The organism is Mesorhizobium sp. IMUNJ 23033, assembly GCF_044778005.1.
Classification (GTDB): Bacteria; Pseudomonadota; Alphaproteobacteria; order Rhizobiales; family Rhizobiaceae; genus Mesorhizobium; species Mesorhizobium amorphae_A.
Genome location: NZ_JBJACT010000011.1, coordinates 138,094 through 152,948, shown reverse-complemented (window position 1 = coordinate 152,948; position 14,855 = coordinate 138,094). Strand labels below are relative to the sequence as shown.

The window sequence follows — 14,855 nt, the reverse complement described above, 5'->3', positions numbered from 1 at the left end:
ATCGCGGACTGGCTGAGCAAGCGCGGTGCCGGTCCCGCGCAGCCGTCTCAGCCCACAGCGCGACTCGGCAACCGCCTGCGACAGGCTCACCCCTCCGCCGGCCCGTAGAGGCCGAACTGGTCGAGCAGCGCCCGTTGCCGGCCGGCGCTCTCGACAAGCAGCCCGGTGTAGCGATCGATGATCCGGTAGCGATGATCCGGATCGGAAACGGAGGAAAGTGCCCCTAGGATCGCCGCGACCTTTTCCGAGGCCTGCCGCAGTTCGTCCAGAAGTTCCGCCTTGCCGCCGACTTCAGCAACCACCTGCTTCGTCACCTTGCCGATGCCGGCGGGCGTGCGGCTGCCGGCTGACACATAGTCCTCTGGCAGATCGCCTTTGAGATTGGTGACCGACTTGAAACGGATGGCGTCGAAGACCTGGTCGACTGCCTGCTTCGCACCGGTCACCCGGGAGGGATGGTCGGTGTCGGCGGCGGCGTGCGGCAGCAGCTCCAGCCTGCCCTTATGGCGCTCTTCGAGCGGCAGGTAAGGAAGCATCGGTCCGCTGAGTCTGCCGGTCGCGGCGTCTTTGAAGAGATCGGCGTCGATCGCCGCATGCGCGATCTTGCCGGACGACAGCGCCTCGTCGAGCGCGGCGGCATCGACGACCTCGCCCCGGTCGTAATTGACCAGCACCGCGCCGTCGTTCATCACGTCGAGCACCTTCGCATCGACGGTTCCGGCGTTGGAATAGACGCCTCTCGCCGCATCCAGGCGGCCGAGACCGATATGAACAGAGAGCACGTCGGCTCCGGTTGCCGCGGCAATCGGATTTGCGGCATGTTCGAAGCCTTCCGCTTCGATCCAGCGCTTGTGATGCTCGCGTGCGTAGATCGTCACCTTCATGCCGAAGGCCTTGGCGAGCTTGGCGACTTCGCGGCCGATGTTGCCGTAGCCGAGAATGGCGATCTTGCGGCCCTCGAGCTTGGCGGTCGGAAAATCCTTGAGCTGTCGGCCGGTGTCGAAGTCGCCGCCGGCGACCATCCGGTGCAGCCTGTCGACCGGCAGATCCGGAACGACTCTCAGGATCGCCTTCATCGCCATCTGGGCGGTCGCCCGGCTGTTGATGCCCGGCGTGTTCATCAGCGGCGCTTTGCCGCCCTCGCCATTGCCGCCGCCCCAGGAGGCCGAGCCCATGTTGCCGGTGCCGGCGCCAATGCGCACGCCGCCGAGCGGGAATACGGAGGCCTTCGGGATGAAGGTCGCCGCCGCGATCAGCGCGTCGTACTGGCCCTTGTCGGTCTGCGGGAGAATCTCCGCCTCGGTACTCAGGTCGGGCTGGTAGAAGAAATGGATGCGGCCCTTCTCAAGCGCCGACCGCTCGCCGAGCGGTCCGAGGTGGAAGACGCCCCGCTTTTCTTCGATGTAGGCCTTTATCTCGCTGTGATCCGGCTGGCCGTCGGCGCCGAAGCGCAGGCCGACCAGATCGGCGATCAGCACCGCATAGGCGCGCGCGGGGTCGTCCTTGCGGACGCCGCCGCCTGTCTTGGCCTGGGCCTCGAAGGTGACGCCGTTCTTCGCCAGTTCCTCTTCGAGAACGACGATCTTGGCGCGCAGATAGGCGTATTGCAGGTTCTCCAGCAGCGCGACGATATCTTCGGGCTCGCGGATGCCACCGACCCAGGCGCGATAGTCGCCTGGCGTTCCCGGGAAGGCATTGACGTAGCGGGCCGCGTCGAGGCCGGGCTCATATTCGCCATTCGGATGGGTGATGCCCTCATAGCCGAGCAGCTGTTTCGACCGGGCGATGATACGGGCGTGGATGCCGGGGTCGGTGATGCCGTCGTCCTCGACCTTAAGGAGCGTTACCGCCGCGCCGCGCCGTTCGGCATCGGTCACTGTCAGCGATAGCATTGGGTGCGACTTGACCCACTCGTCAATCACCTTGCGATTGGTGGCGGAACGGCGGTTGAGTTCGACGACAGAGCCGACCCGAGCCTCCGACTGCAAAAGGCCGAAGGTGGTCTCGGCAAAGGCAAGTGCGCTGTAGGTGTTGATGACGCCGCCGAGCATGCGGTCTTCTGCGGCGTCGTAGAATGGCCCGGCATCTACGGAGCGCCTGGCCGAAAGCGGTAGCTTGGGGTCGATCGGCGGCGCGATCTTCAGCTGGCGCGGGATCGCCCAGGCGGGATTTTGCTGGTTCTTCTCGATCAGTGCCAGGGCGTGCGGTGTGAAGGAGGCGACAAAATAACCCGAAACCCCGCCGATCGCCTTCTGGAATGGCATGAACAGGCAGCACTTCGCCATCACGGCGTCGACGAGTTCGGGCTCCCACGGCATGGCACCGAGCATCGAGGTGGCATCGAACACCGCATGACGGTTGGCCGGATCGCCGTCTATCCAGCTCAGCAGTTCGTGGATCTCGGCACTGGTATAGGCATTTGCCCCCGTCGTCTCGTGGCCGACGCCGACGAAGATCGAGACGCCGAGGGCGGAGAGCTCGGCCGCCGTCGGGATCACGCCTTCGGAGACGGCGAAATGAATGCGGCTCTCGCAGCCTTTTTCGGCGAAACGCTGCATCTCGATCAACTGGGTGGCCCAGGACTGGCGGAAGAAGCCGGCGGACTTGGACGGATCGCTCTCTGGCCGCGGCGTATCGACATAGACGCGTTGGGAGGCGTCGTTGGCGTTCATCAGGTGCTGGACGCAGACAGTGAAGCCGCTATGGCCACCGCCGAGTCCCACTGCCATGCGGTTCGCCTTCGGGAAATGGAAATAGCGATGGACCGCCCGCATCATGTCGGTCAGGATTTTGTCTGCCGGGTAGCCGCGGTGCATGCTGCGGGAAATCTCGGCGGTGGTGAAGCCACCGATGTCGTTGCCCCGGTCGTCGAACTTCCGATAGGTCTTCTCAATCCAGGCGTCGAAGGCGATGCGCCGCAGGCGGCTGTCCACTTCATCGGTAGTCGCATCGGTGATCGGGCCGACACCGAAGAACGGGTTCGACGGCAGCCTTGGCGCGCCCGATCCGGTCAGTTGGAGTGCCTTCAGTCGCTGTTCCTGCATCTGCGCGATGTTCATGATGATCTGCCTATCTGTTTTCCAGGGCGGGGGGCGGATAGTGGATCGAACGCGAAAGAAAAAAGACGCTAACTGCGCCGAAGCGCACGCTGAATGCGTCATGGTCGTCCTGTAATGAGGGATTGCTGGCAGCGCATGGCTGCGAGCGACGGTCTTTTTGAGCTTCGCATGCGATGGGTACACGAGCCGCTGCGCAGAAGAGAGTCAGCTCTGAGGCGCGCATTGGGGCTTCTGAACAATGGCGCGCCAGCCACTGTGTTGAAATATATTTCATATAGTGAATTTTATTGACAGCGTTGGAAAAGCCGGTAATTGTCGGAGCGTCGGGTTTCTGGAGGATGTCCGGCGTCAATCAATCCAGACAGCGAGACGCTGCGGCGTTCGCGATTGTCATTGAGCATGGCTTCGGCCAAGGAGGAATCTTGCGCAAATTTCTGAGCACGCTCGCCATGGCGGCGGCCGCGTCGACCATCTTGGTCTCGACCCAGGCCTACGCCGATACCGCCAACCCGTTCAAATGCGAGCCGGGTGAAAAATATGTCATGAACGTCATGGTCTCGGGCGTCGAATACTGGTTCCCCGTCTATGAAATGTTCAAGCAGGCCGGGCAGCAGTTCGGCTGTGAGACCGAATATACCGGCACGCCGGAATATGACGTGAACAAGCAGATCGCCACTTTCGACCAGGCACTGGCGCAGAAGCCGGCCGGCATCCTGGTGCATCCGATGAATTCCGATCCGTTTATCGAGCCGATCAACCGCGCCACCGACGGCGGCACCGCGGTGGTGACTTTCGCCGCCGACTCGCCCAATTCCAAGCGTGTCTCCTACATCACCTCCGACAATGTCGCCGAAGGCACCTATGCCGCCGACGCCGTCGCCGAGGCGATGGGCGGCAAGGGCGAATATGCGGTCCTCGAGAACCCCGGCCAGGACAATCACGACAAGCGCATCTCGGCCTTTGTCACCCGCATGGAAGCCAAATGGCCTGATATGAAGCTGGTCGGCCGCGCCGCGTCCAACCAGGACCCGACCAAGGCCTATCAGGCGGTGCTCAGCCTCGCCCAGGCCCATCCCGATCTCGGTGCCGTCTTCATGCCGGAAGCCAATTCGGCGATCGGCGCGGCTCAAGCGGCCAAGGAAGGTGGCGGCAAGATCAGGGTCATGCTGGCCGACGTCAACGCCAAGATCCTCGACATGATCAAGGCCGGCGAGATCTTCGGCTCGGTCAACCCCAACCAGGGCATGCAAGGCTATATGGGCTTCATGCTTCTGTGGCTGGCCAAGCATCCCGAACTGATCGACCCGATGAACGACGCCAAGCGCGCCGGCGCCAACGCGATGAAGGTGCCGTTCGTCGACAATGGCTTCTCGATCGTGACCAAGGACAACGCCGACGATTTCTATTGGGACAAGTATCTCAAGCGGCGTGGCACCAAGGGCATCGAAGAGTAGTCTCGAGCCGAGCCGACATGAGAGCCGGAAGGGGTCTTCCCTTCCGGCCGGCTTTCGAACTCTTTTCGCAGGAGCATGGCGTGAGCGACGCGCCCGTCCTTCAGATCCGGAGCCTTTCCAAGGCGTTCGGGCCGATCCAGGCGCTGAGTGGCGTGCAGTTCGAGCTGCGCCACGGCGAGGTCCATGCGCTGTGCGGAGAGAACGGCGCCGGCAAGTCGACGCTGATGAATATGATCGGCGGCATCCTGCAGCCAGACGAGGGCGACATCCTGATCTACGGCAAGCCGGTGACGATCGCATCGCCCGCGGCGGCGCAGAAGATGGGCATCGCGCTGGTGCATCAGGAAATCGCGCTCTGCCAGGATGCGACGGTCGCCGAGAACATCTGCATGGCGGCGATCAACGCCCGGCGCGCGCCGCTGATGAATTTCCAACAGGTCCATGCAGACGCCGAGAAGGCGATGAACCGGCTCGCACCTATTGCGGTGCGCACCAAGGTCGCGGACCTTTCCATTTCCAGCCAGCAACTGGTCGAGATCGCCAAGGCGCTGACGCTCGACTGCAAGGTGCTGATCCTCGACGAGCCGACCGCGGCACTGACCGAAACCGAGGCGCAGCGCCTGTTCGCAATCGTGCGCGGGCTGAAGCAGCGCGGCATTTCCGTCATCTACATCAGCCATCGCATGGCCGAGATCTTTTCGCTGTGCGACCGCGTCACCGTCTTCCGCGACGGGCGCTATGTCGCGACCGAGGCCATCGAGGCGACGTCGCCCAACGACGTGGTCCGCAAGATGGTCGGCCGCGAGATCACTCAGCTCTATCCCGACAAGCTTCCTGCCGATGCAAAGCCTGGCCGCGCACTGCTCTCGGTGAGTGGCCTGTCGGATGGTACCCGTTTCACCAATGTCGATCTCGACTTGCGAACTGGTGAAATTCTCGGCATCGGCGGTCTCATCGGCGCTGGCCGCAGCGAGATCGCGCAGACGATCTGCGGGCTGAGGCCTGCGACCGCCGGCAGCGTCGTACTCGACGGAAAAAACCTTGCGATCCGCAGCTATGCCGATGCCGTGCGCGCTGGTCTCGTCTATCTCTCCGAAGATCGCAAGGGTTCCGGCGTCTTCCTCGATCTGTCGATCGCGGCCAATGTTTCGGCACTCGACCTCGGCAAGCTTACCGGCCGTTTCGGCCTGCTCGACCGCCGCGCCGAAGCAGATCAGGCGACCAGCCTTGCCAGGCAACTCGGCGTGCGCATGTCCGGCATCGATGCGGCTGTATCGACGCTTTCTGGCGGCAACCAGCAGAAGGTGGCGATTGCCAAGCAGCTTTCGGTCGCACCGAAGGTCATCATCATGGACGAGCCGACGCGCGGCATCGATGTCGGCGCCAAGGTCGAGATTCATCGCCTCCTGCGAGACCTCGCCAACCAGGGCGTCGGCATCATCGTCATCTCCTCGGAACTGCCCGAACTCATCGGTCTGTGCGACCGGGTGGCTGTGGTACGCGAAGGCCGCATCGCCGGCGAGCTCGGAACGGGTCAACTCAACGAGGAAACGATCATCATGCTGGCTTCCGGCGTGCAACCGAACGCAGTGTATGAGGGGCAGGCCCAGAATGTCGCCTAGCGCGGGAGAAACCACGATGCATGCCGAGATCAAGGTGGCGGATGCCAGCGGCCGTGCCAGCTTCGCTCGGTTCGCCTCGATGCGCGAAGCCGGCCTGATCGTCATCATCCTGGCGCTCTGCATCGCCATGAGCCTCGCCTCGCCGCATTTCCTCACCTGGGGCAACTTCCGCGCCATGCTGATGAGCTTCTCGATCGAGGGCATTGTCGTCGTCGGCATGACCATCCTGCTGATCGTCGGCGGCATCGACCTGTCGGTAGGCTCGGTCGTCTGCTTCTCGATGGTGGTTTCGGGGGCGCTGTTCCTGGCCGGGCTGGATCCCTGGACTGCGAGCCTGATCGGCATCGCAGTAAGTGCGCTGATCGGCGCGGTCATGGGTTTCTTCGTGACGGTCGTGGGGCTGAACCATTTCATCACCTCGCTGGCGGCGATGGTGATCGTGCGTGGCCTGTGCCTGGTCATCACCAAGGGTACGCCACTGTCGTTGTTCAAGCTGCCGCCGGAATTCAAGGCGATCGGCCAGGGCAACCTCCAGGGCGTGCCTTATGTCATCATCATCTTCGTGGTCGTGGTGGCGATCTTCGATTTCCTGCTCCGGCGCGCCACCGCCTTCCGCAAGGTGTTCTACACCGGCTCGAACGAGAAGGCGGCGCAGTTCTCCGGCATCAAGACCAACCAGGTGAAGTTCTGGGTGACGGTGCTGTGCGCGACGCTCTCCGGTTTTGCGGGTGTGATCTACATGGCGCGCTTCGGCGCCGCCACGCCGACCTTCGGCGCCGGCATGGAGCTCAACGTGATCGCGGCGGCCGTCATCGGCGGCGCCTCGCTCAAGGGCGGCTCGGGCACGATCTTCGGCGCCATACTCGGCATGGCGCTGTTGTCGGTGGTCACCAGTTCGCTGATCCTGCTCGACATCTCCGTCTACTGGCAGGACATGATCAAAGGCTGCATCCTCCTGGCTGCGGTGTCGGCCGACCACTTCCTGCACCGCAAGAAGTCCTGAGTTCGAGACGATAGAGCGATCATGGCACCCCCAAACACACGCGACGACATCTCGACCGTCCGCCAGATGCATCAGGCGCTTGTCCTCCACTACATGGAGGGCAAGACGCAGGCCGAGATCGCTAGGGAACTCGGCATCTCGCACGCCACCGTCAACCGTTTGATCAAGCGCGGCCACCAGCTCGGCCTGGTCGAGATCAAGATCAAGTCGCCGATCGACCATCTGGTCGATCTCGAAGCGCGGCTGGTGAGGCTCGGCGGCATCGAGCGTGCGGTCGTGGTGCCGACGGTCTCGGAAAACCCGCAGACGGCCTTGCTGCGAGTCGGCGAGGCGGCGGCCAACCTCCTGCTCGAAACGATCAAGGACGGCGACACCATCTCGATTACCGGCGGCAAAGGCGTCAGCGCGCTGGTCGCCGGGTTGAAGCCGGGCCGCGGCTATGATGTCGAAGTCATTCCGGCGACCGGGCTCGTGCAGGGCAAACACTACACCGACGTCAATCACGTCGCCTCGCTGATGGCCGACAGACTGGGCGGCCGCGCCTACCAGATCCATGCGCCGCTGTTTGCCGACACGCCGGAACAGCGCGAGATGCTGATGGGCGTGCGCGCGGTGGCGGACGTGTTTCGCCGGGCGCGCGAGGCCGATGTCGCCGTGGTCGGCGTCGGTTCTATCCTGACCGACGATTCTAGCTATTACGACCTGCATCCCTCCTCCAGCGCCGACCGCCAGGCTATCGAACGTTCGGGCGCATCCGGCGAATTGCTGGCACACCTGATCGACCGAAACGGAAAGCTCAGCGACTATTCGCTCAACCGCTCGCTGGTGTCGCTCACCCTTGACGAATTCGCCACCATTCCGCGCTCCATCGGCGTCGCCAGCGGGCCGAGCAAGATCGCGCCGATCCTCAGCGCCATGCGCGGCAATCATCTCGACATCATCGTAACCGACGAGGCCACCGGCCTTGGCATTCTCGACCTTGCCGAAAGAGAGGCAGCATGAGTTCAGAACAAATCCTGCGTGCGATCGGCGCGTCCGGCATCCAGGCATCCGCCGTAGGTCTCGGCACCTGGGCGATCGGCGGCTGGATGTGGGGCGGCACTGACGAGCAAGCCTCGATCCGCACCATCGAAGCCTCCATCGACGCCGGCGTCAGCCTGATCGACACCGCGCCTGCCTATGGCCTCGGTCGCAGCGAGGAAATCGTTGGCAAGGCGATCAAGGGCAAGCGCGACAAGGTGGTGATCGCCACCAAATGCGGGCTGAACTGGCATTCCGGCAAGGGCAACCATTTCTTCGACCAGGACGACAAGCCGGTGCACCGCTATCTCGGCGCCGACGGCATCGCCTATGAGGTGGAACAGAGCCTGAGGCGGCTCGGCACCGACTACATCGACCTCTACATCACCCACTGGCAGGACCCGACCACGCCGATCGCCGAGACGGTTGCGGCATTGGAGAAGCTGAAGGCGTCCGGCAAGATCAGGGCGATCGGCGCAAGCAATGTCAGCACCAGGGACCTTGAGCACTATGTCGCCGCCGGGCAGCTTGACGCCATCCAGGAACGCTATTCGATGATCGACCGCGAGATCGAAGGCACGATGTTGCCGATCACGCGCAGGCACGATGTGGCGACACTGAGCTACTCCTCTCTGGCGCTCGGCCTGCTCACCGGGTCGGTCGATCCGGGGCGCAGCTTCACCGGCGACGACCAGCGCAAGGACAATCCGCGCTTCTCGGCCGGGAACCGGCAGAAGGTGGCGGCGCTCAAGCAGGCCATCCGCCCGATCGCCGAACGGGACGAAGCCTCGATGGCCCAGATCGTGATTGCCTGGACGCTGGCGCAGCCAGGCATCACCTTTGCGCTATGCGGCGCCCGCAACGCCGATCAGGCGCTCGACAATGCGCGCGCCGGCGAGATCAGGCTCAGCCGCGATGAACTGGCCGCCATCGACACAGCGATAGCCATGCATCTCTCCCAGATGGCTGCCTGAGCAAACGAGGCATTTCCGCAATGAAGCGCACCGAAACACTCGCCGCGCTGCGAGAGCGGCCCGACATTGCCGTGCTGATTATCGGCGGCGGCATCAACGGCATCAGCGTCTTTCGCGAGCTTGCCCTGCAGGGCGTCGACGTGCTGCTCGCCGAGAAGGGCGATTATTGCAGCGGAGCCAGCGCAGCGCTTTCGCGCATGGTGCATGGCGGCCTGCGCTATCTGGAGAATGGCGAGTTCAAGCTGGTCAAGGAATCGCTGCGGGAACGCGACCGGCTCTTGCGGAATGCGCCGCACTACGTCGCGCCGCTGCCGACGACGGTGCCGATCTTCGACATCTTCTCCGGCATCGCCAATGGCGCCGTCCGCTTCCTCGGCCTCACCCGGCGGCCGAGCCGGCGCGGCGCACTCGTCATCAAGGCCGGGCTGACGCTCTATGACGTCTTCACGGCATCGCGCCGGCTGATGCCGACCCATCGCTTCCGAGGGCGCAAGGAAACGCTGAAGACGTGGCCGGCCATCAATCCGGCGACCCGTAGTTCGGCGACCTATTACGACGCCTGGGTGAGTCGACCCGAGCGGCTTGGCCTTGAAATGCTGAACGACGCGATGGCGGCTTCACGCGCCGCGCGTGCGCTCAACTATGCGCGCATCGGCTCCGACGAAGACGGCCTCGCGCTGACCGATACCGTTTCGGGGGAGACCCTGTCGCTGCGCCCGCGCCTCGTCATCAACGCCACCGGCGGCTGGATCGACCTGACGAACAAGGCGATCGGCGCGCCAGCACCGCGCATGATGGGCGGCACCAAAGGCTCGCACCTGATCGTCGACAACCAGGAGCTCCATGACGCGCTTGGTGCGAACATGGTCTATTACGAGAACGAGGATGGACGCATCTGCATCCTGTTTCCCTATCTCGGCAAGGTTCTGATCGGCTCGACCGAAATCCGCGTCGACGATCCTGACACCGTGCGCTGCGAGGACGACGAACTCCAGTACATCCTGCAGTCGCTGGCCTTTGTCTTCCCATCGATCAAAATCGCCAAGCATGAGATCGTCTTCCGCTTCTCGGGCGTCAGGCCGTTGCCAGCCAGCAAGGACAGTTTCACGGGCCGCATCCCGCGCGACCATTTCTGCGAATTCGTCGAGCCGGTTGGCAATTTGCCGGCGACGCTGTGCATGATCGGCGGCAAGTGGACGACGTTTCGCTCGTTTGGCGCGCTGGCAGCCGACATGGCGCTGGAGCGGTCGGGGCTGGTACGCACGGTCGGTACCGAGGATCTCGCCATCGGCGGTGGCCGTGATTTTCCTTCCGATCCCGCCGAATGGTGTGCCAGGCTGGCGGCGGAACACGGATTGACGATGCCGCGCGCGCAAACTCTTCTGGAACGCTACGGCACGTCGGCGGGCGGAATCGCGGCGGCAATTTCGGTCGTGCCGGACCCGATGTTGCCTGGCACGGATTATTCCACCGGCGAGATCCGGCTGATCATCGAGCGTGAGCACGTCGAGTCGCTGGCTGACATTTTCCTGCGTCGTACCACCATAGCCATAGCAGGCGACCTGACATGCCAACTGGTTGATGCCGTGCTTTCAATCCTGGCTATCTGCAAGGGCTGGAGCACGGCTCAGGCCGATACCGAACGTGCCGCCCTTCTGTCGCTGCTGGAGCATCAGCACGGCGTCCTTCTGCCGAACCTTCCCGGCGAAAACAACAAAAGGAGCGCAATATGCGCGTGAACAAGAAAGTCCGCATGAACCGGCTGTTCGGCAACGGTCGCTGCCTCGACGTTGCCATCGATCATGGGGTCTGCAACGAGCCGAGCTTCCTTGTTGGGTTGGAAGACATGGCCGGCGTTGTCGAAAAACTGGCGAAGGCCGGGCCGGACGCTATCCAGATGAACTACGGCCAGGCCGACCTGCTGCAGAACCTGCCCGGCAAGGACAAGCCGGCACTGGTGATGCGCATCGACATGGGCAACCCGTACAACAAGGTGCGCCACCGGGCGATGTGGGCGGTGCTGCAAAACGAGGTCGAACCGCTGATCGGCGCCATCGAGATGGATGCCGCCTGCGTGGTCGTGAACCTGTTCATGCTGCCCGACGAACCGGACCTCTTCCGCCAATGCGTTCAGAACATCGCCCGCGTACGCGCCGACTGCGAAAAGTACGGCATGCCGCTGATGATCGAACCCCTGGCCATGCTGCCGGTCGCCGAGCATGGCGGCTACATGGTCGACGGCGATGCCGGGAAGATCGTCACGCTGACGCGGCTGGCGCGCGAGATGGGCGCCGATGTCATCAAGGCAGACCCGACGACCGACGCCAACGACTTCCACCGCGTGGTCGAGGCGGCGCGCTGCCCGGTGCTGGTACGCGGCGGCGGCAAGGAGGATCTGCACGCCGTGTTCGACAAATCGGCGGCGCTGATGGCGCAAGGCGCACTGGGTATGGTCTATGGCCGCAACATCTATCAGCACGCCAATCCGAGCGCCGTCGTGCGGGGCCTGATGGCGATCATTCACGACGGCGCTGATGGCGCCACCGCCTGGGATCTGTACAACCAGGCGTAAGGCCGACTGCGGGAGAAGCCGATGAGCGGTTACATTCTGGGCCTTGATGCGGGCAATACAGTCATCAAGGCCATCATCTTCGACATGACGGGACGCGAACTGGCGCTTGCGGCGCTCGACGCGCATTCGTCGATGCCGAAGCCCGGCCATGTCGAGCGCGATCTTGGTGAACTGTGGCGCAACGCCGTCACAGTGATCGGCCGCTGCATCGCTGAAGCCGGCATCGACGCCGGCGACATCGTCGCAATCGGCTGCGCCGGGCACGGCAACGGCCTTTATGCACTCGACCGGGCGGGCGCGCCGCTGATCGGCATCCAGTCGCTCGACACCCGCGCCGTCGGCCTAGTCGGCGAATGGGCGAAGAGTAATGTCGGCGACCGTACCTACAAGTATTGCCTGCAAAAACCCTGGGCCGCGCAGACGCCGACCTTGCTCGCCTGGCTGAAGCGGTTCGAACCGGAACTGTTCGGCCGCATCGGCACGGCATTCTTGTGCAAGGATCTTATCGTCAACCGACTGACCGGCGCGCGCTCCACGGATGCCACCGATATGTCCGGTTGCGGTTTGCTGTCGATGCCGGGACGGCGCTACGAGCAGGACTTGCTCGAGGCCTATGGCCTTGGTGACTGCGCCGACCTGCTGCCGCCGGTCCTGGAATCGGCCGAGATTGCCGGCCATGTCACGCGCGATGTCGCGTCGCTCACCGGCCTGCGCGCCGGCACTCCCGTCGTGGCCGGCCTGTTCGACGTCGTCGCCAGCGCCATCGGGTCCGGCGTCACCCGCACGGGTGCCGCTTCGATCATTGCCGGCACCTGGAGCATCAACCAGGTCATCACCGACGAGCCGATCCGCGAGCCGTCGATCTTCATGCTGTCGACCTTCGATCCGCAGCGCTATCTGGCGATTGAATCCAGTGCTACTTCGGCCGCCAATCTGGAATGGATCGTCCGCGAGTTCCTCGACCATGTACCGGAAGGAAAGTCGCCGTTCGAACTGTGCAGCGACCTTGTCGCTTCCATAGATCCGACCGGCGATATCCCGATCTACCACCCCTTCCTCTACGGTTCACAGAAGAACGGCCAGGCTCGCGCCGGCTTTTATGGCATGGCTGGCTGGCATACTCGGGCGCATATTCTGCGTGCCCTGTTCGAGGGCGTTGTCTTCGAACACAAGCGTCATGTCGAAACGCTGCATGCGGCGGGCGCGCGGTTCGATGAAGCAGTGTTATCCGGCGGCGGTTCACGCAGCGGCGTCTGGGCGCAAATTTTTGCTGACGTGCTTGGCGTGCCGGTCACCGTCGCGAATAGCCGCGAAACCGGCGCGCTGGGAGCGGCGATTGCAGCAGGTACCGGCGTCGGCGTCTTCGCGGATTTCGCTGCCGGTGCCATGGCGATGACCTCGGCCGCGCGCCGCTATGCGCCGAACGATGCGCTTGCCCCAACCTATGCCGCGCGCTACCAGCTCTATGGCGAGATCAACGAGGCAATGGCCCCGATGTGGGAACGCATCGCCAGCCGACAGGCTCTCCAGTGACCGTCGTTCGTCCATCTGATTTCGGTGAGTTCGACTATGTCGTCGTCGGCGCCGGTTCGGCGGGCTGCGTGCTCGCCAACCGGCTCTCCGCCGATCCGCGAAACAAAGTCCTGCTCCTCGAAGCCGGCGGCAGCGACCGCTATCATTGGATCGATATCCCGATCGGCTATCTTTATTGCATGGGCAACCCCCGCACCGACTGGCTGATGAAGACCGAGCCGGACCTGGGGTTGAACGGACGCAGTCTCAACTATCCACGCGGCAAGGTGCTTGGCGGCTGCTCCTCGATCAACGGCATGATCTATATGCGCGGCCAGGCTGCCGACTATGATGGCTGGCGGCAGGCCGGCAATGCCGGATGGGGCTGGGACGACGTGTTGCCCTATTTCCGCAAGTCGGAGGATTATCACGGTGGCGCCAGCGCGATGCATGGCGCCGGCGGCGAGTGGCGTGTCGAGCGGCAACGGCTGTCCTGGCCGATCCTCGACGCCTTTCGCGACGCTGCCGAAGAGCTCGCAATTCCGCGCACGGAAGACTTTAACCAGGGCACAAATGAAGGCTCGGGCTATTTCGAGGTCAACCAGAGGAGGGGAGTACGCTGGAACGCTTCCAAGGCCTTCCTGCGTGGCATAAAGGGCCGCACCAATCTTCGTATCCTGACCGGCGCCGAAACCGAACGGCTGGAGGTCGACGGTCGCCGCGTCACCGGCGTCGTCTTCCGTCAAGGCGGCTCGCTGCATTTCGCCAGCGCCCGCGAAACCATTCTGGCCGCCGGCGCCATCAATTCGCCGAAGCTCTTGGAACTCTCCGGCGTCGGACAGGCTGAACTCCTGTCGCAGCTTGGCATCCAGGTCCGGCACGCCATGCCGGGTGTCGGCGAAAATCTGCAGGACCATCTGCAGCTACGCATGGTCTTCAAGGTCAAGAACGCCGTTACCCTCAACCAGCGCTACCACAATCTCTTCAGCCGCGCGGCGATGGGGGCCGAATATGCCCTGTGGCGCAGCGGGCCGCTGTCCATGGCGCCAAGCCAACTCGGCATCTTCGCCCGTTCCGACCCACGCCTCTCAACACCCGACCTCGAATATCATGTGCAGCCACTCAGCACCGACCGACTGGGCGAGCCGTTGCATCGTTTCCCGGCCGTGACCGTCTCGGTCTGCAATCTGCGCCCCGAGAGCAGGGGCACCGTGCACATGGCAATTGACGACCCGCGACAGCCCGCGATGATCCGGCCGAATTATCTATCGACGAAGGGCGACCGCAGCATCGCAGTGGCCTCGATCGAGCATGCGCGGCGGCTGATGGAGGCGAAGGCCATTGCACGTTTCTCGCCGGAAGAGATGTTGCCAGGACCGCAATTCTCCAGTCACGATGATCTGGTGCGCAAGGCGGGCGACATCGCCACGACTATCTTTCACCCGGTCGGAACCTGCAAGATGGGGGCGGGCAGGATGGCCGTGGTCGACGACCGCTTACGTGTCCATGGCCTTGCGGGCTTGCGCATCGCCGACGCCTCGATCATGCCTACCATCGTCTCCGGCAACACCAATTCGCCGGTCATCATGATAGCCGAGAAGGCAGCGGAGATGATCTTGCAAGACGCGTTGCGGTAGCC

11 protein-coding genes are annotated in these 14,855 nt (G+C 63.6%); 9 read left to right on the top strand and 2 right to left on the bottom strand.

The features are described from left to right. Positions 1-86 precede the first annotated feature (86 nt). Complete coding sequence (locus tag ACFX5Q_RS14745) at positions 87-3,062, bottom strand: NAD(P)-dependent oxidoreductase (protein ID WP_404279062.1); 2,976 nt, start codon at positions 3,060-3,062, stop codon at positions 87-89. A gap of 7 nt (positions 3,063-3,069) precedes the next feature. Then, a complete protein-coding gene (locus ACFX5Q_RS14740) occupies positions 3,070-3,411 on the bottom strand; it encodes a hypothetical protein (RefSeq protein WP_404279069.1) in 342 nt (113 codons plus the stop codon). A gap of 70 nt (positions 3,412-3,481) precedes the next feature. Between ACFX5Q_RS14740 and ACFX5Q_RS14735 the strand changes: the two genes are divergently transcribed. From ACFX5Q_RS14735 to ACFX5Q_RS14695, 9 genes are all read left to right on the top strand, one after another. Beyond that, positions 3,482-4,513, top strand: coding sequence for a substrate-binding domain-containing protein (locus tag ACFX5Q_RS14735; RefSeq protein ID WP_404279000.1), 1,032 nt, complete (start codon positions 3,482-3,484; stop codon positions 4,511-4,513). An 80-nt stretch (positions 4,514-4,593) separates the two neighbouring features. Then, entirely contained in the window at positions 4,594-6,135 is a 1,542-nt protein-coding gene (locus tag ACFX5Q_RS14730) for a sugar ABC transporter ATP-binding protein (RefSeq protein WP_404278998.1), read from the top strand. Between the two features lie 16 nt (positions 6,136-6,151). Next, positions 6,152-7,138 carry an ABC transporter permease gene (locus tag ACFX5Q_RS14725; protein ID WP_404278996.1) on the top strand — a complete coding sequence of 329 codons (987 nt, stop codon included), beginning with the start codon at positions 6,152-6,154 and terminating at the stop codon, positions 7,136-7,138. 21 nt (positions 7,139-7,159) lie between these two features. Further along, positions 7,160-8,140, top strand: a complete 981-nt coding sequence (locus ACFX5Q_RS14720) for a sugar-binding transcriptional regulator (RefSeq protein WP_006206592.1) — start codon at positions 7,160-7,162, stop codon at positions 8,138-8,140. Further along, a complete protein-coding gene (locus ACFX5Q_RS14715; protein ID WP_404278994.1) occupies positions 8,137-9,132 on the top strand; it encodes an aldo/keto reductase in 996 nt (331 codons plus the stop codon). The genes ACFX5Q_RS14720 and ACFX5Q_RS14715 overlap by 4 nt, the downstream gene beginning before the upstream one ends. A 20-nt stretch (positions 9,133-9,152) precedes the next feature. Beyond that, entirely contained in the window at positions 9,153-10,871 is a 1,719-nt protein-coding gene (locus ACFX5Q_RS14710) for a glycerol-3-phosphate dehydrogenase/oxidase (RefSeq protein WP_404278992.1), read from the top strand. Beyond that, positions 10,862-11,704, top strand: a complete 843-nt coding sequence (locus tag ACFX5Q_RS14705) for a class I fructose-bisphosphate aldolase (RefSeq protein ID WP_192180245.1) — start codon at positions 10,862-10,864, stop codon at positions 11,702-11,704. Before ACFX5Q_RS14710 ends, ACFX5Q_RS14705 begins: the two co-directional genes overlap by 10 nt. A 21-nt stretch (positions 11,705-11,725) precedes the next feature. Beyond that, positions 11,726-13,237, top strand: coding sequence for an FGGY-family carbohydrate kinase (locus tag ACFX5Q_RS14700; protein ID WP_404278989.1), 1,512 nt, complete (start codon positions 11,726-11,728; stop codon positions 13,235-13,237). After that, positions 13,234-14,853, top strand: coding sequence for a GMC family oxidoreductase (locus ACFX5Q_RS14695; protein WP_404278987.1), 1,620 nt, complete (start codon positions 13,234-13,236; stop codon positions 14,851-14,853). The genes ACFX5Q_RS14700 and ACFX5Q_RS14695 overlap by 4 nt, the downstream gene beginning before the upstream one ends. Positions 14,854-14,855: the final 2 nt, after the last annotated feature.

Bases quoted from the DNA above. Each gene is read 5' to 3' on its own strand.
- ACFX5Q_RS14715 (WP_404278994.1), top strand. From the start codon at position 8,137: ATGAGTTCAGAACAAATCCTGCGTGCGATCGGCGCGTCCGGCATCCAG.
- ACFX5Q_RS14700 (WP_404278989.1), top strand. From the start codon at position 11,726: ATGAGCGGTTACATTCTGGGCCTTGATGCGGGCAATACAGTCATCAAG.
- ACFX5Q_RS14720 (WP_006206592.1), top strand. From the start codon at position 7,160: ATGGCACCCCCAAACACACGCGACGACATCTCGACCGTCCGCCAGATG.
- ACFX5Q_RS14725 (WP_404278996.1), top strand. From the start codon at position 6,152: ATGCATGCCGAGATCAAGGTGGCGGATGCCAGCGGCCGTGCCAGCTTC.
- ACFX5Q_RS14710 (WP_404278992.1), top strand. From the start codon at position 9,153: ATGAAGCGCACCGAAACACTCGCCGCGCTGCGAGAGCGGCCCGACATT.
- ACFX5Q_RS14705 (WP_192180245.1), top strand. From the start codon at position 10,862: ATGCGCGTGAACAAGAAAGTCCGCATGAACCGGCTGTTCGGCAACGGT.